Source organism: Reyranella sp. CPCC 100927, assembly GCF_007859315.1.
Taxonomy (GTDB): Bacteria; Pseudomonadota; Alphaproteobacteria; order Reyranellales; family Reyranellaceae; genus Vineibacter.
The window spans coordinates 184452-206343 of record NZ_VOHA01000003.1 but is presented as its reverse complement, the minus strand read 5'-3'; the positions used below and the strand labels follow the sequence as shown (position 1 = coordinate 206343).

The window sequence follows — 21892 nt, the reverse complement described above, 5'->3', positions numbered from 1 at the left end:
GCCGCCGGGTAGGCAAGCCGCGGTCATTCCACGGGCGGCTATTTCCCCAGTTCCCGCAGCCCTTCGCGGATCAAGGTATCGATGCGCGCATCGCCGCCCAGGCGCGTGGCAACGCGGGCGATGGCACCGAATGCTTCGGGCCGCTTGTAGCCGAGATTGACCAGCGCCGAGACGGCATCCTCGTTGACTGACGCCGCGGACTCGGCCGGGCCGGCGGCAGTCGCGGGTACGCGCGCAGCCCCCGGCACCGCACCCCATGCGGCAGCCTTGTCCTTCAACTCGGTCAGCAGGCGTGCCGCGAGCTTGGGACCTACTCCCGATGCACGGCTCAGCGACGCTCGATCCTGTGCCACGATGGCGTTGGCCAGCTGTTCGGGCGCCAGCGTGGAGAGCAGTGACAGTGCGACACGGGCGCCCACGCCCTGCACCGTGGTGAGGATCCGGAACCAGTCGCGCTCGGCCAGGGTCAGGAACCCATAGAGCGCGATCGCGTCCTCGCGCACGATGGTCTCGATCAGCAGGGTTGCTTCGCGGCCCGGCGCCAGGTCGCGCAACGTGCGGCTGGACGCGAACGCGACGTAACCCACCCCGCCGACATCGACGAGACAGGAATCGTCGGCAACCGCATCGATGATGCCGCGCAGCTTGCCGATCATCGCCCGCCCTTCCCATCGGCGGCACGCGCCAGCAACGCCTGTTCCCACGCGGCCTTCGAGCCACGCACACCGCTCTTGCCGCGCCCGGCACCGACACGGCCACCGCGTACCGCGCCGAGATCACCGCCTTCGACGCCGGCCATCACCGCGCCGCCGGCCCATCGTCCCGACGTGCCGCGATGGTGGGCATGGCAGATGGCGATGGCCAAAGCGTCCGCCGCGTCGGCCGTCGCCGTGCTGCCCGGCAGCAGACGACGCACCATCATTTCGACCTGGCGCTTCTCGGCATGACCGACGCCGACGACCGATTTCTTGACGTGGTTGGCGCCATACTCCCGCACCGGCAAGCCAAGCTTGGCCGGCGCCATCAGGACGGCACCGCGGGCCTGGCCCAGCTTCAACGTCGACGTCGGGTTCTTGTTGACGAACGTTTCTTCAATGGCCGCCTCACGCGGCTGCCACTCCACGATGACCGCGGTAATGCCATCGAAAAGCTGGCACAGCCGCTCGGCCAGCGGTTTATCCTGGTCGGACTGCACAATGCCGCTCGCCACATGCGCCAGGCGGTTGCCCTCGGCCTCAATGATGCCCCAGCCCGTGTTGCGCAGTCCGGGGTCGAGACCGATCAGGCGCATGTTGCGTCACCTCATCCTGCGAGGCGGGCGAGCGTGTCGTCGGAGACCTCGAAGTTGGCATAGACGGACTGTACGTCGTCACTGTCCTCGAGCATTTCGATCAGCTTGAACAGCGTCTGGGCCGCATCGCCATCGACTGCCGTCAGGCTCTTGGGCCGCCACACCAGCTTGGCGCTGCTGGGCCCGCCGAGGGCTTTCTCCAGCGCGTCGCGCACGGTGCTGAAATTGTCCTGGGCGCAGATGATCTCGTGGTAACCCTCATCGCCATCGACCGTCTGCACGTCGTCGGCGCCCGCCTCGATCGCCTTCTCCATCATGTCGTCAGCGCTGCCCGCTTTCAGCGGATAGCGGAACTCGCCGACATGATCGAACATGAACGAGACGCTGTTGGTTTCCCCGAGATTGCCGCCGTACTTGGTGAACGTGGACCGCACATCGGAGGCCGTGCGGTTGCGGTTGTCGGTCAGCGCCTCGACGACAATGGCGATACCGCCGGGGCCGTACCCCTCGTAGCGGACTTCGACATAGTTATCCGCCGCATCGGCACCGGCACCGCGCTTGATGGCGCGGTCGACGGTGTCCTTGGGCATGTTGGCATCGCGGGCCGCGATGACCGCCGCACGCAAGCGCGGGTTGGCCGCCGGATCGGGCAGGCCGCTGCGCGCCGCCGTCGTCAGCTCGCGGATGATCTTGGTGAACACCTTGGCCCGCCGCGCGTCCTGAGCGCCTTTGCGGTGCATGATGTTCTTGAACTGGGAATGGCCGGCCATGCGCGGTCCCGAAATCCTGTATTGGGTGTGACTGGGCTATACCATATGAGGCTGGCCTCGCCTATCGACGCGCCTGCCCCGGCCGTGTCTGGTAGCGCGGGAGCGAACCCGACCGCAAGAGGCGAGCGCTGGCATCCGGCACGGAACCTGTGGTGTCCTGTCGCCATTCGCCGCGGAGGTTTTCCTTGGAGATCGTCTTCCTCTTCTACGACGGCATGACCACGCTCGACGCGATCGGCCCGTGGGAAGTGTTGTCGCGCGTGCCGGGGGTTCTCGGCCGCGTGGCCAGCCCTGCCGGTGGGCGCGTCACCACCGACACAGGCTTGGTGTTCGAGCAATGCGCGGCGATCGCCGATATTGCCCGAGCCGACGTGCTGCTGGTGCCCGGCGCCTCGGACGTGCGCCCGCTCTTGCGCGATGCGCGCGTCCTGGACTGGGTACGGGCCATCGACGCCACGACGCAGTGGACCACGTCGGTCTGCACCGGCGCGCTGGTCCTGGGCGCCGCCCGACTGTTGCGCGACAAGCGCGCGACCACGCATTGGGCCGTCCTGGACAGCCTGCGCAAGCACGGCGCCACGCCGGTCACGGCCCGCATCGTCGAAGACGGCAAGACGATCACGGCGGCCGGCGTGTCGGCCGGTATCGACATGGCCCTTGCCCTGGCGGCACGGCTCACCGACGCCGCCACCGCAGAGGCCGTGCAGCTGGTCATCGAGTACGATCCGCAGCCACCATTCGACTGCGGCCACCCCGCGAAATCGACCATGCCGACGCTGGTGCGCGCCCGTGCACTGCTATCGGCACCCCCGACCGGAGTTCCGTCATGAGAGCAGCGTGGTACGAGCGCAACGGCCCTGCGCATGCCGTGATCCAGGTCGGTGACCTGCCGGATCCCGAGCCGGGCCCCGGCGAGGTGTTGGTGCGCATCCGCGCATCGGCGGTGAACCCGTCAGACGTCAAGTCGCGCGCCGGCCTGCGCGCCAAGATGGCTGTGCCGCGCCAGATCCCGCACAGCGACGCTGCCGGCGAGATCGTCGCCGTCGGTGCCGGCGTACCGGCGGCGCGCATCGGTGAGCGGGTCTGGACATGGAATGCCGCCTATGGCCGCTGGAACGGCACGGCGGCCCAGCTCTGCGCCCTGCCGTCCGACATGGCCGTGCGCCTGCCATCGACGCTGGACTACGCCCAGGGCGCGTGCGTTGCGATCCCCTTGCTGACAGCCCATCGCTGCCTGTTCGCCGACGGACCACCGACCGGCGAGACGATCCTGGTCTGCGGCGCCGCCGGCGTTGTCGGCCACTATGCCGTGCAGCTGGCGCGCTGGGCCGGTGCCTACGTGATCGCAACGGTCAGCGGTCCGGAGAAGGCGGCTCACGCCGAGGCGGCCGGCGCGCATGCCGTGATCAACTACCGGACCGAAGATGTCATCGCGCGGGTGATGCAGCTGACGGCCGGCGCTGGCGTGCATCGCATCATCGAGGTCGAACTCGGCGAAAACCTCGACATGGATCTCACGTTGCTGCGCGATCAGGGCGTGCTCGTGTACTACGGCTCCAAGACGCCGGTCGCGCAACTCCCCTTCTACGCCAGCATCCTGAAGAACGTCGTGATCCGGCCGGTGCTGATGTACACGATCACTGCGCAGCAACGCGCCCAGGCGATCCGCGACATCGCACGCTGGCTCGCCGATCGCGGTCTTGCCAGCACCGACAATCCCAACGGCGCCCGCTTCGCCATCGCGCAGCGCTTTTCCCTGGCCGCGACGGCCGACGCCCATGCCTGTGTCGAAGCCGGCGCCAAGATTGGCCATGTCGTGGTGGATATCGACTGATCGCGGCAGAGGTCCACAGCGCAAAAAAAGGGCGGGGGTACGAGACCCCCGCCTAAAAAACGTCGGAACCGTGGTTCCGACGCCCCCTCTAACCGAGAAAATCCGGCGAACGATTGGGCTAAAAACCGTTCAATAACAATGACTTTTGATTCTTTTTGCGATGACGTCAACAGCGAAGTGCAACCCACAGCCCCTGGGGTTATCGCAGGGCCCCCGCATACAACATCCTGCGTCAACGTGGCTGGACTGAGGCGGTCAATCGAGACTGGTGCCAAAGTTGGTCAGGATCTGGTGAGATCTCGCCACGAATCTGATCTTCCACATTAGAAGAGTCTGATAGTCGACTGATTTAAATTCCTATTATTTTATCACCCAAAACTTCACTTCCAACGGCGCACACGAGCAGGCTGCCTCCCTCTCCTTCCAGTCAGGCGATCCTGTTAAATTCTTGGTTCGAAAATATCGAACACATCCTTGAAATCTTTAGACTAGATGACGGTCTCGGCGAGCGTTGCTCCGATGCGTACCGGTTTCACAGCCATTGCCAGGCCCGTGCGGTCATCGGTCTCGATGTAGACACCACAGAGGGTTGCGTTCCCTTCCGCCGGCGCCAGGCGTTCGCCCGGCAGCTTGCGGATCATGCGCGGCATGGCGATTTCCTTCTTCATGCCGATGATCGAGTCGTAGTCGCCGCACATGCCGGCGTCAGACTGATATGCCGTGCCGCCCGGCAGGATGCGCGCATCGGCGGTCGGCACATGGGTGTGCGTGCCGACCACCAGCGAGGCCCGCCCGTCACAGGCGTAGCCGACGACCTGCTTTTCGCTGGTGGCCTCGCCATGGACATCGATCAGGATGAAATCGGCCGTGGTCCCCAGTCGATGGAGCTTGAGCTGCGCCTCCAACGCCTGAAACGGATCATCCAGCGGATCCATGAACAGGCGCGTCATAACGTTGATCACCACGACCCGCTTGCGAGACGCCGTCTCGTAGATGCCGCTGCCGAACCCGGGTGTCCCCGCCGGATAATTGATCGGACGCAGCAGGCGTTTGTCCTGGGCGATGTAGCCCTGGATATCTTTCTGGTCCCAGGAATGATTGCCGCCAGTGATGACGTCGACCCCGGCGGCGTGCAGGTCCTCGCAAATCCGTCCCGTGATGCCGAAGCCAGCCGCAGCGTTCTCGCCGTTCACGACGACGAAATCCAATCCCAGCCGGGAGCGCAGCGCCGGCACTTCGCGAATCACGATGTCGCGGCCGGACCGCCCGACGATGTCACCGCAGAATAGAACTTTCATGACCTCGACTGTGCTCGCTCGCCCCGCCATCCCCTTACCGCCTCGCCGCGGCGGCGGCAACGCGACGCCGGCGACAGGCACCACCGCTCGGCTGCGTTTTGCCATGCGATCCGGTCCAGTGGCGCGGCCACTCGCGCACCGGATCGCTCTTGATCATACTGGGGCAGGAGGAACGCCCATGGATGCCGCGACCCAGCGCCGCTGGGGCGATCAGATGTTCGCCCTGCTGGCTGCCAACACCACCCAGATGGCCGACGACGAGTATGTGCAGCCGGTCGCCGACTACATCGATCCGGCACATGCCCGCCGCGAGCGCGACCTGCTGTTTCGCCGTACGCCCCTGATCGTGGCTGCCGCTGATGAACTCGCCAAACCCGGCGAGTTCCGCACCGTCGACATCGATGGCATATCGGCGGTGATCGTGCGCCAGGACGACGGCTCGCTGAAGGCATTCCACAATGTCTGCCGGCACCGCGGCTGCCGGGTGGTCGAGGCCGAATGCGGTACCGCGCGCACGTTCACCTGCAAATTCCACAGCTGGGTCTACGGCGGCGACGGCGCGTTGCGGCACGTCCCCATGGCCGAGGGTTTTGCCGGGATCGACCGCGCCCAGCGCGGGCTGGTGTCGCTACCCGTCGTCGAGAAGCACGGCTTGGTCTGGTTGATCCCGACCGCCGGCATGGCGATGGACATCGACACCTTTCTCGGCCCCATGAACCAGGTTCTGGCCGACCTGAAGATTCCAGGGGCTGCCGTGTTCCGCTTCGAGCGGTTTCCCGAGAAGCTGAACTGGAAGCTGGTGGTCGACACCTTCCTGGAGCTCTATCACCTGCCGTACCTGCACACGAAGACGGTGGGCCGCTTCATCGAAGGCAAGGGTGCGCTGAATGAGCAGTTTGGCCCGCACAGCCGGTTCATCGCGCCGCGCAAGAGCTTCCTGCCGGCGCTGAAGGATATCCCGGCGGATCAGCGCAACGTTGCCGATCACACGGTGATCATTCACCGCGTCTTCCCCAATGCCGTGGTCGTCTGGCAGCGCGATCACGTCGAATTCTGGACCGCGGTACCGGACGGCGACGATCCCAACCGCTGCATGGTGCGCCTGTGGCTGCTCAGCCCGGACAAGGTCGTGGGCGAGGAGGATCGGCTGCGCTGGGAGAAGAACTGGGACATCGTGCGCGGCACGGTGCATGCCGAGGACTTCCCGATGGCCCGTACCATCCAACAGGGCTTCTCCAGCGGCGCCCAGGATCACGTGATCTTCGGCCGCAACGAACTGGGTCTGCACGAATTCCACCGATCGCTGAAGGAAGCGCTGGCGGCGGCCTGAGGACTCAGGCGAACGCCAGCAATCGGCGATCGGTCAGCAGCCAGTCGAGCCGATGATCGTGGGCGCCGCGTGGCACCTGGTCCACGCGCTGCGCCTCGAAGCCGATACCGATGGCGATCACGCGGCGACGTGAACGCAGCGCCGCCAGCGTACGATCATAGTAGCCACCGCCATAGCCCAGCCGATAGCCGTCGGCATCGACAGCCAGTAGCGGCACCAGCAGCGCGTCGGGCTCGACGATTGTCGCCTCGGCGGACGGTTCGGATGTGCCGAAGACACCCGGCACCAGCACCGCATCCGGAGTCCACAGCGCAAAGCGCAGAGGCGATGCATCCGCAGGCGTCACCGGCAGGGCCACTTCGTACTGATCGTCATGCAGGGCCCGCAGCAGCGGCCGCAGATCGATCTCGTCGCCCTTGGGCCAGAAGCCGGCGATCGACGCCGATCTCCCATCCGCATGGGGCGTGAGCACCGGCTTTTCGCGCCGCCAGATGGACGCCAGCGCCGGGCCGGCGGCCGCCCGGTCCGCCGGGTCTATCGCCGCGCGCCGGGCACGCATGGCCGCGCGCAATGCCCGTTTCTCGTGCTCGACCGATGCCATCGTCATGCGAACGACCATGCGGCACCGCTTTGTCGGCGTCCAGTTCCGAGGAACCTTGCCCCGGCACCGACGTTGAATTCACAGCCGGAGTGATCCGGCGATAGGCCTTGTCCCCGCGTGACGCCGGACGGCAAGTTCTCCCCCAAGTCCGCGTGTTGCGTGGGGGCAAGGTCACCATCGCGGTCCCGGCGGCCGACCCATTCCAACACCCTGCACAGCCCGTATTAGACGGCGGGATCATGCCCCGGGGCAGATCGTCGGCCTACACTGACGAGATGCAGCGCTCTCCACCTGTCCACCGAGCTTCCGAAGAGGCGTTAACTGGCGATGGAAGATGCCTTGAAATCACTGTGGGCGCTGATTGCGACCTATGCGCTCAGTGTCCTGGGCGGCATCGCGATCCTCGTTGTCGGCTGGCTGCTGGCGGGCTGGGCGGGTCGCACGACCGAGCGGCTGCTGCGCCGGGTGCCCCGCATCGACAGCATGCTGGTCGGCTTTCTCGCCAGCATCGTCCACTATGGCGTGCTGGCGCTGGTCGGCATTGCGGTGCTGAGCCAGTTCGGCGTGCAGACCGCCAGTGTCATTGCCGTGTTCGGCGCGACGGGCCTGGCGATCGGACTGGCGCTGCAGGGAACGCTGTCGAATCTCGCCGCCGGCGTAATGCTGTTGCTGTTCCGGCCCTTCGCTGTCGGCGACCTGGTGCAGCTTGGTTCGTACCGCGGCCAGGTGCGGGACCTCGACATGTTCACGACCCACCTCGATTCGATCGACAATGTCCGCGTCATCCTGCCCAACGGTAAGGTCTGGGGTGACATCATCCAAAACCTGAGCGTCAACCCGCGCCTGCGGATTACCGTCAACTGTCTCGTTCCCTGGAACCAGGACCTGCCGCGAGCCCGCGCGGCGCTGACGCAGGCGGCAGCCAATGTCTCAGGCGTGGCCGCAGATCCGCCAGCCACGGCCGCGGCAGCAACCATCGATGCCGCCGGCGTCACGTTCCGTGTGAGCGCATGGACCGAGGCGCATCAGGCGGATCAGGTCACCGAGTCACTGGCGTGGAGCGTTGCCAACGTCGTTGATGAGCTGCGCCGGGCCGCCTGATCATGCCGCGGCCGATGGCCGAAGAACCCCATCAGGGAACCTGTGTCAGCCGCGAGAGAATGAAACGGGTGACGGCCTCGTAGCCGCGGGCGGTGAAATGAACCTGGTCCGGTTCGCGATTCTCGGGCGAACAGATGCCACCGCGTTCGGTCATGGGCCTCAACGAAATATGATGGGCGCGCGGCAGGTCCAGGCGCGCCATGGTTTCCTGTTGCAGCGCATCCACCTTGCGTACCCGCTCGTCGGACAGCGTCGTGTGACCGGGCAGGATGCAGGGTGGACCGACCCAGAGCACTTCACGGCCGCGCTGGGTCAGGTTGGTCACGATGCGCCCAACCTGGTGAACATAGGCGGCGCTGTTCTCCAGTCCGTATTCCAGGCTGTCGTTGGTGCCCAGCACGACAATGACGTGCGTATGGTTGTCGATGCCCGGCGTGTCCTCCCAGAAATACTGGACGGATCCACCGACCACGGCCCGCTGTACCTTGGCTTTGACATACGGCGCCAAGCCCACGGCGAAGCTGTCGCCCAGCAGCGCGATCGCGGGCGGCTCAGCCAGCGCCGGGTAAATCCATCCCGTCAACAGCGACGCCAGCAGGAAACGCCCCCACATCCTGCCCTCCCCGCACAAACCTTCATCGGCCGCCTTGTGTCGTGGCCCTGGTGGGTCGATGGTGGCTGTTGTGCGGCACTGCCGGAAGCGCAGCAATTGCGTGGCTGATTTGCGCCTTACCGTTGAGCAGCAGTGATCCGTCAAGCTCCCCGGGTCACTGCGATAATCTCCCGGCTTGCGGCGGTGAAAGGCCCGCGGTCCCAATCACCGTACCAGGCCACGGCCGCCAGACCCGCACGCGTCAGCAGATCCGAAACGTGATCCTGGCTGATGAAACGAATGCGGCTGTGGCCGGCCCGCCGCACGCCCGTATCGAGATAGTGATCGTGTTGCGTAATCGCGACGACTCCTGTCCTGTCGTCGGCGACGGCGTCGAAGCACTGCTCGATCCGGCCATGCTCGGCCGTTTCAACAACAGTGCGTGTCCGCGCCGGCGTCCAGCGCCGCCAGGCCTGTGCCGCCGGATTTCGGGTCTCGAAAGCGAACCGGCCATCAGCCGCCAGATGACGAACGACGTTGGAGAGAACCGCCAGCACGTCTTCGTCCGTCAGCAAGGCCTGAAAAGCGTGACCGGTCATGTAGATCAGATCGAAGCGCTGTGTCAGATCCAGCCTCTGGCCATTGCTGTTCACCCACGTGACCTCGTCTGCGCCCGGCCGCGCCCGTGCGACGCGCAACATGGCCTCCGCCGGATCGACACCGGTCACATCCCGGCCGTCGGACGCGATGCGACACGCCAGCATGCCCGTGCCGCAGCCGAGGTCGAGGACCCGGCCACCGCTCTGCCGCGCCAGCGCACGATAGAAGTCGTCGCCCGCTGACCATTGGTTGAAGGCATCGTAGATCGCCGCAGCGCCGTCATCCTCGAAGACCTGATTGGCGCCACTCATGGTCGTCGCATCAAAGCCGATAAACGCGGCTTGCCGTACCGCTGAACAACGCCGCCTTGTCCGACGGCGAGGCACCGGCAGCCAGGCGCTTGAAGGCATTCCACAGCACGGCGTAGCTGCAGGTGATCTTGTCGACCGGGAAGTTGCTTTCGAACATGCACCGCTCGGCGCCGAAGGCATTGATGCAGGTATCGATCCACGGTTTCCAGGCAGCAGCCAGATCCTGCGACGGCACAGGCGCGGCGCGCTTGTGGAAATCGAAGACGCCGATGCGCATGCCGAGGCCACCCAGCTTCACAACGACGTTGGGGCACGCCGCCAGCGCCCGGATCGACGACGACCACTGTTGGAACGTGTCATCGGATTTGCCGGCATAGGGGCCGTAGCCGAGCGGACCACCGACATGGTCGAGGATGATCGTGGTGCCGGGAAACGCCCGCGCGAGCCCCAGGAGTTCCTCAAGCTGCGGGTGATACAGCCAGGCGTCGAACGTGAGGTCCAGAGGCGCCAGTCGGGCAAAGCCGGCGCGAAACGTGGCATCGCCAAGCAAACCCTGCGGCGGATTGGTGTGGCTGTTGCGGATGTCGGGGCTGGCATCCCAGCCCGCGGCGTGGCGGATGCCGCGGAACCGCCCGCCGCCGGCGCGCACGTGCGCCTCGAGGACCGGCGTCACGCGATCGCCCAGCATGAGGTCGGCGAAACCGACAATGCCGGCGCACAGCCTGGTCGTACCGTAGCCGCCGCTGGCGCTCATGGCGGCGACGCCATTGACGAACTCCGTCTCGCCCACCGGCTTGGCTTCTTCGGGCCCGGCGGCGCGATACATCGCCATGCACTCGACAAACACCGTGGCGATCACGTTGTGACCGGCGCCGGTGTCATCGAGCAGGTCCTGCATCAGATAGCGATGATCGGACCGCTCCCACAGATGATGATGCGGATCGACGATCGGCAGGCCGGGCTCCAGTGCCGCTTCGTGCCGCTGCGCAAGCCAATCGGCGTTGGGCGGAAAGACATTGCCCAGCGGGGGCGTCGGCGTTTGCGATGTCATCAGGCGGCCTCCAGCGTTTGCGTCGGGCCGAGCCTGCCATAGGAGACGGACGAGAGCGGTAGGGAAAAAGTGGGGCGGCACCACGTTGGCCGTGCGCCGTGTCTAACCTCTGTGGCCTGCAAACGCAGGTGGGCACCGTGTGGCCGAGACCAGGATCAAGGCCAGGAACAGCTCCCTAGAGGAGAGCATTGGCCCCAGGGTTCAGTGCGGCTCACGCACCACGCAGACATCCGCCCCACCTCAATGTAGGGGCGAGGCGGCGTCGCGGCAACCGCGCCTTACGCGGCTGCGACTTTGCGGGCAAACGTCTCGATACGATTCTCCAGGCGGGAGAACAGTTCTTCCACCGGGATGGTGTCTCCCTTCTGCGGCGCATCCGCATCGAGCTCACCACGGGCCTCGGCAAGTTCCGCCCGTGCTGCCTCGGCGTCCCGCTGCGCCTCCTGGACGCGGTCGGCCATCATCAGGCCGACGAACACCAGCAGCTTGGCCTCGGGCGCGTTCGGCATCTGGATGCGCAACTCGGTCAGGCAGGCGTCGACCTCGGCAGCCAAGGCGTGCGTGCGGTCTTCCTGACCCTCACCGCAGGCCAGATCATAGCTGCGGGAACCGATACGAATCGTGATTTGGGGCATGATATTAGTCTCTTGAGGGGTTTCGTTCTTGATTTCTGACACGAAGACTTTTGCCGAAGCTGTTGCTTCGGTCAACGTTCGTACGCGAATTATCGCTGGTCTTCCGCCAGCAGTGTCCGAATGTGCTCCATGGCGCGCTCAAGGCGGGCCTCGACGTCGGTCGCTACCCGCTTGAGCTGCTCATGATCGCGCTCCAGCCGCGTCAGCTTGGCGGCAAGCTCGTCGGCGCGTTCGGTCTCGACCCGCAATCGGTCCTCGACCATCCGCTCCAGACGGCTCAGGGCAGTGTTCACCTTGCCCTTGGCTTCGTCGAGTTTCGACATTGGCTGCATTCCCAACCCACTCGGTCCCATACCTCATCTACAAGCATGACGGCGAGACCGGCAAAGGTCAACATCTCGCGGTAAATTGCCGGTTTCTTCCACTACATCTCGTGGGTTGTCCACAGGCATACACCAGCGCGCAGAGCTCGGTCACGGCAAAGGCGGATTGACGCCGCGCGGCACGGCCGGCATTTTGCCGCCGCCTGCCAAGGCCCGGGCGGTATAGCTGCGCCGGCATGTTTACCCGATCAGGGGTCCGATGCCCAAGATGACCGCCCCCGCCCCCACGGCGGACGCGCAGTCCGTTTCCCACAACGACATGGCCAACGCGATCCGGGCGCTCGCCATGGACGCGGTCCAGCAAGCCGACTCGGGCCATCCCGGTATGCCCATGGGCATGGCCGACGTGGCCACGGTGCTGTTCACCAAGTTCCTGAAGTTCGACGCGTCGGCGCCGCGCTGGCCCGATCGCGATCGCTTCGTGCTGTCGGCCGGGCACGGCTCGATGCTGCTGTATGGGCTGTTGTATCTCACCGGCTACCAGGACATGACGCTGGACGAGATCAAGCATTTCCGCCAGCTCGGGTCGAAGACCGCCGGCCACCCGGAATACGGCCATGCCAGCGGTATCGAAACCACCACCGGTCCGTTGGGCCAGGGGCTGGGCAACGCCGTCGGGATGGCCCTCGCCGAGCGCATCCTGGCGGCCCGCTTCGGTGACGGCGTGGTCGATCACTACACCTACGCCATCGCCGGCGACGGCTGCCTGATGGAGGGCGTGGGCCAGGAGGCCATCACGCTGGCCGGCCATCTTGGCCTCGGCCGGCTGACCGTGCTGTTCGATGACAACGGCATCTCGATCGATGGTCCCACGTCGCTATCGACATCCGAAGACCACCTGATGCGCTTCGCGGCGGCGAACTGGCACGTCTCGCGCGTCAACGGGCATGACCCGGCGGAAATCGAGGCCGCCATCCGCCACGCCCGCACCGTCACCGATCGGCCCTCGCTGATCGCCTGCCGCACGACCATCGGCTACGGCGCACCGACCAAGGCAGGCACGGCGGCGACGCACGGCTCGCCGCTGGGCAAGGATGAGGTGGCTGGCGCCCGCGCCAAGCTGGGTTGGCCGTACGCGCCATTCGATGTACCGTCAGCGATCCTGTCGGCATGGCGCACAGCCGGCGCCCGCGGCACCGCGCAGCGCACGGCGTGGGAGAACCAGGTCGCGGCACTGCCCGAAGCCGACCGGCAGGAATGGAACCGCCGGCAGTCCGGCGCGTTACCCGAAGCATTGGCGACGGCGCTCACGGCCTTCAAGGCCAAGGTCGCGGCGGACAAGCCGTCGTGGGCCACGCGCAAGTCGAGCCAGGAAGTGCTGGAGGCGATCAACCCCGTGGTGCCGGAAACCATCGGCGGCTCGGCCGACCTGACCGGTTCCAACAACACCAAGACCGCGACCACGGGGCCGATCAAGCACGGCAGCTACGATGGGCGCTACGTCTACTACGGCATCCGCGAACACGCGATGGCGGCCGCGATGAACGGCATGGCGCTGCATGGCGGCGTCATCCCCTACGGCGGCACGTTCCTGGTGTTCACCGACTATTGCCGGCCATCGATCCGCCTGTCGGCGCTGATGCACCAGCGCGTCGTCTACGTCATGACGCATGATTCGATCGGCCTGGGCGAAGACGGACCGACGCATCAGCCAGTCGAGCAACTGGCGGCCCTGCGCGCGATTCCCAACCTGCATGTGTTTCGCCCGGCCGATGCCATCGAGACCGCCGAGTGCTGGGAGCTGGCGCTGCGGACGCAGGACCATCCCAGCGTACTGGCGCTCACGCGCCAGAACCTGCCGACGATCCGCGGCGCCGATGCCGAGAACCGCTCGGCCAAGGGCGCTTACATCCTGGCCGGCGCCGCATCGGACAAAGTGCGGCTGATCGCCACCGGCTCGGAGGTGCATCTGGCCCTGGCCGCCCGCGAGATCCTCGCCAAGGACGGCATCGCCGCCGCAGTGGTCTCGATGCCCTCGTGGGAACTGTTCGCACGGCAATCCGATGCCTACCGCGCTGAAGTGCTCGGCGGCGCCGGCACGGCGCGGGTCGCCTGCGAGGCGGCCAGCGGCTTCGGCTGGGAACGCTGGCTGGGCACGGACGGCACGTTCGTCGGCATGACCGGCTTCGGCGCGTCGGGCAAATACCAGGAGCTTTACAAGCACTTCGGCATCACGTCGGACGCGATCGCCGCCGCGGCGAAAACAATGGTCACAAGAATGGCGTAGTCGCCCGGCAAGGCTGCACGCTACGATCTCAAACAATTGGAGGGTGATGAACCATGGCTGTTCGAGTTGCCATCAACGGATTTGGCCGCATCGGCCGTAACGTGCTGCGCGCCATCATCGAGTCCGGCCGCAAGGATATCGAGGTCGTGGCCATCAACGATCTCGGCCCGGTCGAGACCAATGCGCATCTTCTGCGCTTCGATTCGGTGCACGGCCGCTTTCCGCACGAGGTGAAGGTCGACGGCGACACGATCGATGCCGGCCGCGGCAAGATCAAGGTCACCGCCGAGCGCGATCCGTCGAAGCTGCCGCATAAGGCGATGGGCATCGACGTGGCACTGGAGTGCACCGGCATCTTCACCAGCAAGGACAAGGCATCGGCGCATCTGACCGCCGGCGCCAAGCGCGTGCTGGTTTCGGCGCCGGCCGACAACGCCGACCTCACGGTCGTCTACGGCGTCAATCACGACAAGCTCACCAAGGATCACCTCGTGGTGTCCAACGGCTCGTGCACGACCAACTGCCTGGCGCCGGTGGCACAGGTGCTGAACGACGTCGTCGGCATCGACAAGGGCTTCATGACCACGGTGCACGCCTACACCGGCGACCAGCCGACGCTCGACACGCTGCACAAGGATCTCTATCGCGGCCGCGCCGCGGCGCTATCGATGATCCCGACGTCGACCGGTGCCGCCAAGGCCATCGGCCTGGTGCTGCCGGAACTCGTCGGCAAGCTCGACGGCGTTTCGATCCGCGTGCCGACACCCAACGTTTCGGTGATCGATCTCAAGATCGTGGCCAAGAAGAAGACCACCAAGGAAGAGATCAACGACGCCATCCGTCGTGCCGCCGGCAACAAGCTCAAGGGTATCCTGGGTTTCACGGACAGCCCGAACGTGTCGATGGACTTCAACCACGATCCGCACTCGTCCATCTTCCACATGGACCAGACCAAGGTGATGGACGGCACGCTGGTGCGCGTCATGAGCTGGTACGACAATGAGTGGGGCTTCTCCAACCGCATGAGCGACACCGCCGTCGCCATGGGCAAGCTGGGCTGATCCTTTCCAAATTCTGCAGCGTGATGTTGAAGGCCCCGTCACTGACGGGGCCTTCGTCGTTGTCGGCGTGCCAATTCGCTTCTCCGGTGAGCGCGCTTGCGCCATGCTGGCCGCGGCAGACACCTGTATGAGCCGGATCCGTTGAGCGACAACGTCATTGCGCTGCCCCGCCACCGCCCGTCGGCGAAGTCGACGCGGCGCGACGCGCTCGTTGTGCGCGTGCATGGCTGGAAGCACGTCGCGGCGGCGCTGACGTCGGCCCGCGAAGCGTCGCGAGCCGTCACCCTGTTGGCGCCACCGGGCAGCACTTATACGGGCGGTGTCGGTTTCTGGGCTGCGATCGAGCGACGCCGCCAGGAACTGTTTGCCGATGTCGACGCCGAGCTGATCGTCGACTGCGACGGTGCACCCGGCCATGTCATGGCCGCCTTGCGAGTCGGTCTGAAGCACCTGATTTTCGATGGCAACGATGCAGCGCGCACCCGCCTGACAGACATCGTCGCCAAGCACGGCGCCAGCCTGCGGCAACGACCGGCGGCGGCACTCGACCTGATCCACGAAAAGGACCCGCTGCGCGCCTGCCGTCAACGCATGGCGGCGCAAGCCTAGGAGAATGGCATGCGATTGATCGTCAAGGCACTGACGGCAGAGGCGTTCGCGCCCTACGGCGACGTGCTGACGGCCCCGGCCGAACCGGGGCGAACCTACTTCGAGAATGGGCTTGGCAACGCACGGCCCAGCGCCCGGCCGAGCATGTCAGTGTCGCATCGCGCACCGATCGACGGCCTGCCGCTGGATGTCAGCATGCTGGAGCGCCATGAATTCTCATCGCAGACATTCGTGCCGATCGATGCGTCGCGGTGGGTCATCATCGTCTGTCCTCACGCAGCTGCCGGCGGGCCCGATGCGGCCAAGGCCGAGGCCTTCGTCGCGACCGGATGGCAGGGCGTCACCTACCGTCCCAACACATGGCACCACGGCCTGACCGTGCTCGATCGGCCGGCGCATTTCGCCGTCTTCATGTGGCGTGACGGCAGCGCCGGCGACGAGGAATTCGTGCCTGTCACGCCGTTCACTGTCGACGCACCTGGTTGATTGTTGGAGGTTCCCGCATGGTCTGGCAGCCCGAGCGCGACTTCATTGGTTATGGCGCCCATCCGCCCGATCCGAAATGGCCCAACGGCGCGCGGCTCGCGATCAACTTCGTGATGAATTACGAGGAAGGTTCCGAGCCCTCGGTGCAGGACGGCGAAGGCCGCACGGAAACCGCCCTGACCGAAGCCTGGGGCCGCCCGCCCGACGTGAAGATCGGCCGCGATCTTGCCGGCGAAGGCATGTTCGAGTACGGCAGCCGGGTCGGGTTCTGGCGCCTGATGCGACTGTTCCAGGAGCGCAACCTGCCGCTCACCGTGTTCGGATGTGCGCTGGCGCTGGAGCGCAATCCACAGGCGGCCCAGGCGATCCGCGACTCGGGCTCCGACGTATGCTGCCACGGTTGGCGCTGGATCCAGCATTTCGAGCTCACCGAAGCCGAGGAACGCGAGCATATCCAGAAGGCCGTCGCCTCCCTCCAGAACACCGTCGGCGAGCGACCCTTGGGCTGGTACTGCCGCTATGGACCCAGCATCAACACCCGCCGTCTCGTGGTCGAGGAAGGCGGCTTCCTCTACGATTCCGATTCGTACGCCGACGAACTGCCCTTCTGGCAGACGGTCGACGGCAAGGCACACCTGGTCGTGCCCTATTCGCTCACGACCAATGACGGCAAATATGCCGGCTGGATGGGCACGTCGGATCAGTGGTTCTCCTTTGTGCGCGATGCCTTCGACATGCTCTACGCCGAAGGCGCACAGCATCCCAAGATGATGTCGGTCGGCCTGCACATGCGCCTGATCGGCCATCCGGCACGCGCGGCCGGACTACAGCGGCTGCTCGACCACGTCATGCGCCACAAGGATGTCTGGGTCACGCGCCGTGTCGATATCGCGCGCCACTGGATGGTCACACACCCCTACCCGGGCAAAGGCCTCAATGAGTGAGGCCCCGCGGGCCTGACCGATAGACAAAAAGGTCATCCGTCGGTAAGAAAACGCCGCATTTTGAAGCGTGCCGTGACGTCCACCCGGCCCCCGGTGGGCTTTCGCATATCGATCCAAGGAGTGCCCCCGTGAAGATCACCCGGACGGTCAAGAAGATCCTCGACAACTACGAAAGCGACAACCCCGGCACCAAGGGCAACCTTGCCCGCATGCTCATGCACGGCAAGCTGGGCGGCAGCGGCAAGATGGTGATCTTGCCGGTCGATCAGGGCTTCGAGCATGGCCCGGCGCGCTCGTTCGCGCCCAACCCCGACGCCTACGATCCGCACTATCATTACCAGCTCGCGATCGACGCCGGCCTCAATGCCTATGCCGCGCCGCTGGGCCCGCTCGAGGCCGGTGCCGGCACCTTCGCCGGCGCCATTCCGACCATCCTCAAGGTCAACAGCGCCAACAGCCTGTCGACCAACAAGGACCAGGCCGTCACCGCCTCGGTGAGAGACGCGCTGCGCATCGGCTGCTCGGCCATCGGCTTCACGATCTACCCCGGCTCCGAAGACCAGTACGCGATGTTCGAGGAGATCCGCGAGATGGCGAGCGAGGCCAAGTCCTACGGACTTGCCGTCGTCATCTGGTCGTATCCGCGCGGCGGCAAGCTCGACAAGGCGGGCGAGACGGCGATGGACGTGTGCGCCTATGCCGCCCACATGGCGGCACTGCTCGGCGCCCACATCATCAAGGTGAAGCCGCCGACGGACGTGCTGTGGCAACCCGAGGCCAAGGCTGTCTACGAGAAGCAGAAGATCGACATCTCGACGCTGGCCAAGCGCATCGCCCACGTCATGCAGTCGTCTTTCAACGGCCGGCGCATCGTGGTGTTCTCGGGCGGCGAGGCGAAGGATCTCGACGGCCTCTACAACGAGATCCGCGGCCTGCGCGACGGCGGCGCCAACGGCTCGATCATCGGCCGCAACACCTTCCAGCGCCCACGCGACGAGGCGCTCGACATGCTCGACAAGATCATCGCGATCTATCAGGGCAAGATGTAACGATCCAACGGGCCGGGCCTTCCATCATGTCAACCGAAGGCCCGGCCCGCTGCCGCCTCTACCTCATCACGCCACCGACGATCGCGCATCCGTCGCTGTTCGCCAACGAGCTGCGCGCGGCGCTCGACGGCGGTGACGTCGCCGTGCTGCAGCTGCGCCTCAAGGACGTGGCGGACGACGTGATCGCGCGTACCGCCGATGTATTGCGGCCAGTCTGCCAACAACGCGGCGTCGCGTTCGTGATGAACGACCGGCCGGACCTGGCACTGAAGCTCGACTGCGATGGCGTGCATGTCGGCCAGGAGGACGCATCCTACGCCGAGGCACGCCGCCTGCTCGGCCCGGACCGCATCGTCGGCGTGACCTGCCACGCTTCGCGCCATCTGGCCATGGAAGCCGCCGAAGCCGGCGCCGACTATGTCGCCTTCGGTGCGTTCTTCCCGTCGCAGACCAAGGATGTCACCACGCCGGCGCCGGTCGAGATCCTCGCCTGGTGGAGCGAGATCATGACCGTGCCGTCGGTCGCCATCGGCGGCATCACCGCCGACAACTGCCGCCCACTGGTCGAAGCCGGCACCGATTTCCTCGCGGTCGCCAACGGCGTATGGGGCCATGCTGATGGCCCCACCGAAGCCGTGCGCCGGTTCAACGCCGTCTTCGACTCCTGCGCGTAATTGCTGTCATCCCGAGCGCAGCGAGGGATCTTTCCGCGCTGCACCAACCCATCGCTGCCGAAAGATTCCTCGCTCCGCCCGGAATGACAGGGGTCAGTACGTCAGCGGCGCACCGTCGAAGTTGAAAAACTTGCCCGAGTCGGTCGGCTTCAGTTCGGCGATGACGTGCGTCATCCCGGCGACCGACTGCGGCGGCGTGACCGGCGCTTGCGCGCCGCCCATGTCGGTCGACACCCAGCCCGGGTGCAGGACCACGCAGGTGATGCCGCGTCCCTTGAGGTCGACCGACAGGCTCTTCCAGCCCATGTTCAATGCCGACTTGCTGGCGTTGTAGGCATAGCGTCCGCCGCCGTCGTTCAGCGAGATGCTGCCCAGGCGGCTGCTGATGGCGATCATCAGCCGCAGCTTGGATTCGGCGACATGGGTCACAAACGCCTCGGCCAGCTTCACCGGCGCCAGCGCGTTGGTGAGAAACGTCTGTGTCCACACACTGGGCTCGATCGTACCGAGTTCGCCGGCCGCCTGCCCTGAAATGCCGGCGTTGGCCAGCAGCAGGTCGATCGCCTCACCGCGCAGCGCCTGTGCCAGGGTGGCGATACCGGCCCAGTCCGTCGCATCGAGCTTGTAGGTGCGCACGTCGCCCGCGATGGCTTTCAACGCCGGCGCGTCGGGCTGGCGCGCGCAGGCGTGCACCCGCCAGCCGGCCGCGGCGTAGTGCTTCACGAACTCAAGCCCCAGCCCACGGTTGGCGCCCGTGATCAGCAGAGTCGGCATCTTGATCTCCTCGGAAGGCTTATGTCCGCCAGCTCGGATCCTTCTCGTCGAGCAGCCGCAGCAACGCCGGCCACTCGCGGGTCGTCGTGCCGCCGCCGATGCCGGCGGCGCCGCCTTCCCACTGGCGCGCCGTGTGTTCCATGACCTGGCCCGACGGCTGGCTGACCTTGCCGGCGGCCATGGCATCGACCTGCGTGCGGCAGGCCTGCTCGAAATAGTAAAGGCGTCGGAAGGCTTCGGCGACACTGCGGCCCGTCGTCAGGACGCCGTGGTTGCGCAGCACCATGACGTTGCGCTCGCCGAGATCGGTCACCAGGCGACGGCGCTCCTCGAGATCGAGCGCGAAGCCCTCGTAGTCATGATAGGCGACGCGATTGTAGAACTGGAAACCGGCCTGGGTGAGCGCCATGAACCCCGTCTCCAAGGTCGAGACCAGAGTGGCGTAGTGGCTGTGAACGTGCAGGACGCACACGACATCCTCGCGCGCCTCGTGCACGGCCGAGTGGATGACGTAGCCCGCCGGGTTGATCTCGGATGACGTCTCTTCGCAGAGGTTGCCCTTGATGTCGATGCGCACCAGGTTCGACGCGGTGATCTCGTGGTAGTTGTGCCCGTAGGGATTGATCAGGTAGCGATCGTCCTGATCGGGAATCCGAGCGGTCACGTGGTTGTAGATCAGATCGTCCCAGCCGAAATGGCGGATCAGCCGATAGGCAGCGGCGAGATCCAGCCGCATCTGCCATTCGGCTTCACTGTACTTGGCGCGCTTGGTCGAATCGACGACGGAACGTGATGTCGCGGCCATGGCGTTGTCCTCCCGGATGATCGCCCTGATGTTCGTCGGGAGCGAAATCTAGAGCACACGCCGGCGGATTGCGATCCCTACGTTTGGCGGTTTCCGGCCGGCGCCCGCAGCGGGACCACGGCCTGCGGGCGCCAAAGCATGAAAACCCAGGCTGCAATGATGGCGAGCGTTACGATCACCCACGCACCGATCACCGCCTGAATGCCCGGCGCCATTGCCGGAAGGTGTTTGACGTTATCGACGACCGGACCATAGGAGCGGGCCAGGTCGACACCGAACGGTACTGAAGCGCCAAGCAAGACGAGGGAGACAACGCAGGCGGCAAAAACGCCGGGCATGCGCGCGCGCGGGTGGCCAGTGGCCTCCCGCGCGAGGCGCCGAGCATGAAGGTAGGCCCCCGTCAGGATGAGTCCGCTCAAGGCCAGGCCGAACACGAACCAGATCAGCTTGCTGACCAACCCACCGAAATCGCCAAAGTGCAAGGGATCAGCGGTGTCCGACCAGCGCCAGTAGAGCGGCAGGTCGGAGGCGCGTTGATCATAGAGGACATCACCGGTTCGCGCGTCCAGATAGAGCTGGTTGGCCCTGTCCCTGACCAGCAGATGGCCGGCTTGACCATCTACGTACAGCCTGCCGTCCCTGCCTTGGCGAATCGTCTGGATATCGATATCCGCCCGACGGTGCCGGACCTGCTCCAACAGTGTGCTCAGCGGCAGCGGCGGCAGGTTGCGCGCGGATGCCGGTCGCGGCACGGCGTGGACCGCGAAACGGAGCTCCCCAGCATAGGCATCCTTGCCATCGCCAATGTGGGTGCGGGCGTTCTCGAACAGGTACCACAGACCCGTGAGACCGATGACGACCACAAACCAGAGGCTCCACAACCCCACGATCTTGTGCAGCTGGCTCCACAGGCTGCGGCCACCGCCGGCCTTGAACTGGAAAAAGCGCCGCCACCATCGCTTGTAGAAACAAAGCGCGGCAACGAGCGACGTCAGCATGGTCACGCTGAACAGGGACACCGCGTATATGCCCCACGGATTGGGGAAGAACAGCCGGCGGTGAAAATCGCGAAAGAAACGCTGCACGGTCATCCCATTGGCGATGCCCGTGACCCGGGCCCGATACGGATCCACGAACACCCACACGCCCTCCCCGTCCGTCCGGGTCATTCGAACGACGGCAGCGGCGCGGTCATACAGCGGCGCGTTGATCATGGTCACCGTTGCCGTGGGATAGGCGGCCTCGGCTGCAGCCTTGATCTCGGCCCAGCCGGCGCGCTGATCTTGCGGTCGCACGCGCAACGCCGGCGTGATCAGCCAGTCGATCTCGTTGGCGATCACCGCGAACGTGCCGCTCCAGCAAATGACGAACAGCAACAAGCCGGTGATCACGCCGGTGAAGCTGTGAACCCGGAACCAGGTTCGGATGCCTGGGCGGGTTTTCTGGATCGGTCGCTCGGGCAACAT

General features: G+C 65.7%; 23 protein-coding genes, 1 other RNA gene and 1 pseudogene. 11 read left to right on the top strand and 14 right to left on the bottom strand.

From position 1 onward, the window contains the following. Window positions 1-38: 38 nt before the first annotated feature. The 3 genes and pseudogenes from ruvA to FQU96_RS10520 form a co-directional block, all read right to left on the bottom strand. Entirely contained in the window at window positions 39-656 is a 618-nt protein-coding gene (gene ruvA, locus FQU96_RS10530) for a Holliday junction branch migration protein RuvA (RefSeq protein WP_146540901.1), read from the bottom strand. A 176-nt stretch (window positions 657-832) separates the two neighbouring features. Continuing rightward, a pseudogene (gene ruvC, locus FQU96_RS10525) lies at window positions 833-1291 on the bottom strand (crossover junction endodeoxyribonuclease RuvC); the annotation flags it as partial. Between the two features lie 11 nt (window positions 1292-1302). Then, complete coding sequence (locus FQU96_RS10520; RefSeq protein ID WP_146540897.1) at window positions 1303-2061, bottom strand: YebC/PmpR family DNA-binding transcriptional regulator; 759 nt, start codon at window positions 2059-2061, stop codon at window positions 1303-1305. Between the two features lie 185 nt (window positions 2062-2246). Between FQU96_RS10520 and FQU96_RS10515 the strand changes: the two genes are divergently transcribed. Next, window positions 2247-2891, top strand: a complete 645-nt coding sequence (locus tag FQU96_RS10515; RefSeq protein ID WP_146540895.1) for a DJ-1/PfpI family protein — start codon at window positions 2247-2249, stop codon at window positions 2889-2891. Continuing rightward, window positions 2888-3895 (top strand): NADPH:quinone reductase, encoded by a 1008-nt coding sequence (locus FQU96_RS10510; protein ID WP_146540893.1) that lies wholly within the window; start codon window positions 2888-2890, stop codon window positions 3893-3895. Before FQU96_RS10515 ends, FQU96_RS10510 begins: the two co-directional genes overlap by 4 nt. 488 nt (window positions 3896-4383) lie before the next feature. Here the strand turns inward: FQU96_RS10510 and FQU96_RS10505 are convergent, their stop codons facing one another. Continuing rightward, on the bottom strand, window positions 4384-5193 hold the full coding sequence (locus FQU96_RS10505; protein WP_146540891.1) for a TIGR00282 family metallophosphoesterase: 810 nt from the start codon (window positions 5191-5193) through the stop codon (window positions 4384-4386). 178 nt (window positions 5194-5371) lie between these two features. On the opposite strand from FQU96_RS10505, the gene FQU96_RS10500 reads away from it, so the two are divergent. Next, complete coding sequence (locus tag FQU96_RS10500) at window positions 5372-6523, top strand: aromatic ring-hydroxylating dioxygenase subunit alpha (RefSeq protein ID WP_178130436.1); 1152 nt, start codon at window positions 5372-5374, stop codon at window positions 6521-6523. A 4-nt stretch (window positions 6524-6527) separates the two neighbouring features. Here FQU96_RS10500 and FQU96_RS10495 read toward each other — a convergent pair whose 3' ends face one another. Beyond that, window positions 6528-7130, bottom strand: coding sequence for a 5-formyltetrahydrofolate cyclo-ligase (locus FQU96_RS10495; RefSeq protein WP_218574674.1), 603 nt, complete (start codon window positions 7128-7130; stop codon window positions 6528-6530). 333 nt (window positions 7131-7463) lie between these two features. On the opposite strand from FQU96_RS10495, the gene FQU96_RS10490 reads away from it, so the two are divergent. Further along, complete coding sequence (locus FQU96_RS10490; RefSeq protein ID WP_178130435.1) at window positions 7464-8225, top strand: mechanosensitive ion channel family protein; 762 nt, start codon at window positions 7464-7466, stop codon at window positions 8223-8225. A gap of 31 nt (window positions 8226-8256) precedes the next feature. On the opposite strand, the gene FQU96_RS10485 is transcribed toward FQU96_RS10490, so the two are convergent. From FQU96_RS10485 to FQU96_RS10460, 6 genes are all read right to left on the bottom strand, one after another. Next, window positions 8257-8838 carry an SGNH/GDSL hydrolase family protein gene (locus FQU96_RS10485; protein WP_146540883.1) on the bottom strand — a complete coding sequence of 194 codons (582 nt, stop codon included), beginning with the start codon at window positions 8836-8838 and terminating at the stop codon, window positions 8257-8259. A gap of 140 nt (window positions 8839-8978) precedes the next feature. Further along, window positions 8979-9728 (bottom strand): bifunctional 2-polyprenyl-6-hydroxyphenol methylase/3-demethylubiquinol 3-O-methyltransferase UbiG, encoded by a 750-nt coding sequence (locus tag FQU96_RS10480; protein WP_178130434.1) that lies wholly within the window; start codon window positions 9726-9728, stop codon window positions 8979-8981. Window positions 9729-9738: 10 nt separating this feature from the next. Next, a complete protein-coding gene (locus FQU96_RS10475; protein ID WP_370461366.1) occupies window positions 9739-10782 on the bottom strand; it encodes an amidohydrolase in 1044 nt (347 codons plus the stop codon). A gap of 73 nt (window positions 10783-10855) precedes the next feature. Beyond that, a non-coding RNA gene (gene ssrS, locus FQU96_RS10470) (6S RNA) lies at window positions 10856-11011 on the bottom strand. Between the two features lie 46 nt (window positions 11012-11057). Further along, window positions 11058-11414, bottom strand: a complete 357-nt coding sequence (locus tag FQU96_RS10465) for a cell division protein ZapA (RefSeq protein ID WP_146540877.1) — start codon at window positions 11412-11414, stop codon at window positions 11058-11060. An 89-nt stretch (window positions 11415-11503) separates the two neighbouring features. Further along, window positions 11504-11737 carry a hypothetical protein gene (locus FQU96_RS10460; RefSeq protein ID WP_146540875.1) on the bottom strand — a complete coding sequence of 78 codons (234 nt, stop codon included), beginning with the start codon at window positions 11735-11737 and terminating at the stop codon, window positions 11504-11506. Between the two features lie 268 nt (window positions 11738-12005). Here FQU96_RS10460 and tkt point away from each other — a divergent pair, with 268 nt between their 5' ends. From tkt to thiE, 7 genes are all read left to right on the top strand, one after another. Beyond that, on the top strand, window positions 12006-14024 hold the full coding sequence (gene tkt / locus FQU96_RS10455) for a transketolase (RefSeq protein WP_146540873.1): 2019 nt from the start codon (window positions 12006-12008) through the stop codon (window positions 14022-14024). A 53-nt stretch (window positions 14025-14077) separates the two neighbouring features. After that, window positions 14078-15085: a type I glyceraldehyde-3-phosphate dehydrogenase gene (gene gap / locus FQU96_RS10450; RefSeq protein ID WP_146540871.1), complete on the top strand. Its 1008-nt coding sequence runs from the start codon at window positions 14078-14080 to the stop codon at window positions 15083-15085. Window positions 15086-15226: 141 nt separating this feature from the next. Continuing rightward, complete coding sequence (locus FQU96_RS10445; protein WP_146540869.1) at window positions 15227-15694, top strand: hypothetical protein; 468 nt, start codon at window positions 15227-15229, stop codon at window positions 15692-15694. 9 nt (window positions 15695-15703) lie between these two features. Beyond that, complete coding sequence (locus FQU96_RS10440) at window positions 15704-16180, top strand: ureidoglycolate lyase (protein WP_146540867.1); 477 nt, start codon at window positions 15704-15706, stop codon at window positions 16178-16180. 17 nt (window positions 16181-16197) lie between these two features. Further along, on the top strand, window positions 16198-17124 hold the full coding sequence (locus FQU96_RS10435) for an allantoinase PuuE (RefSeq protein WP_146540865.1): 927 nt from the start codon (window positions 16198-16200) through the stop codon (window positions 17122-17124). A 128-nt stretch (window positions 17125-17252) separates the two neighbouring features. Beyond that, the gene (locus tag FQU96_RS10430) at window positions 17253-18173 is read left to right on the top strand and encodes a class I fructose-bisphosphate aldolase (protein WP_146540863.1); all 921 of its coding nucleotides are present in this window, start codon (window positions 17253-17255) and stop codon (window positions 18171-18173) included. A 26-nt stretch (window positions 18174-18199) separates the two neighbouring features. Continuing rightward, window positions 18200-18847, top strand: a complete 648-nt coding sequence (gene thiE / locus FQU96_RS10425; RefSeq protein ID WP_146540861.1) for a thiamine phosphate synthase — start codon at window positions 18200-18202, stop codon at window positions 18845-18847. Window positions 18848-18940: 93 nt separating this feature from the next. Here thiE and FQU96_RS10420 read toward each other — a convergent pair whose 3' ends face one another. The 3 genes from FQU96_RS10420 to FQU96_RS10410 all read right to left on the bottom strand — a co-directional run bounded on the left by FQU96_RS10420 (window position 18941) and on the right by FQU96_RS10410 (window position 21892). Further along, window positions 18941-19621: an SDR family oxidoreductase gene (locus FQU96_RS10420; RefSeq protein ID WP_146540859.1), complete on the bottom strand. Its 681-nt coding sequence runs from the start codon at window positions 19619-19621 to the stop codon at window positions 18941-18943. 19 nt (window positions 19622-19640) lie between these two features. After that, window positions 19641-20426 carry a class II aldolase/adducin family protein gene (locus tag FQU96_RS10415; RefSeq protein ID WP_146540857.1) on the bottom strand — a complete coding sequence of 262 codons (786 nt, stop codon included), beginning with the start codon at window positions 20424-20426 and terminating at the stop codon, window positions 19641-19643. A gap of 77 nt (window positions 20427-20503) precedes the next feature. Continuing rightward, on the bottom strand, window positions 20504-21892 hold the full coding sequence (locus tag FQU96_RS10410; RefSeq protein ID WP_146540855.1) for a PepSY domain-containing protein: 1389 nt from the start codon (window positions 21890-21892) through the stop codon (window positions 20504-20506).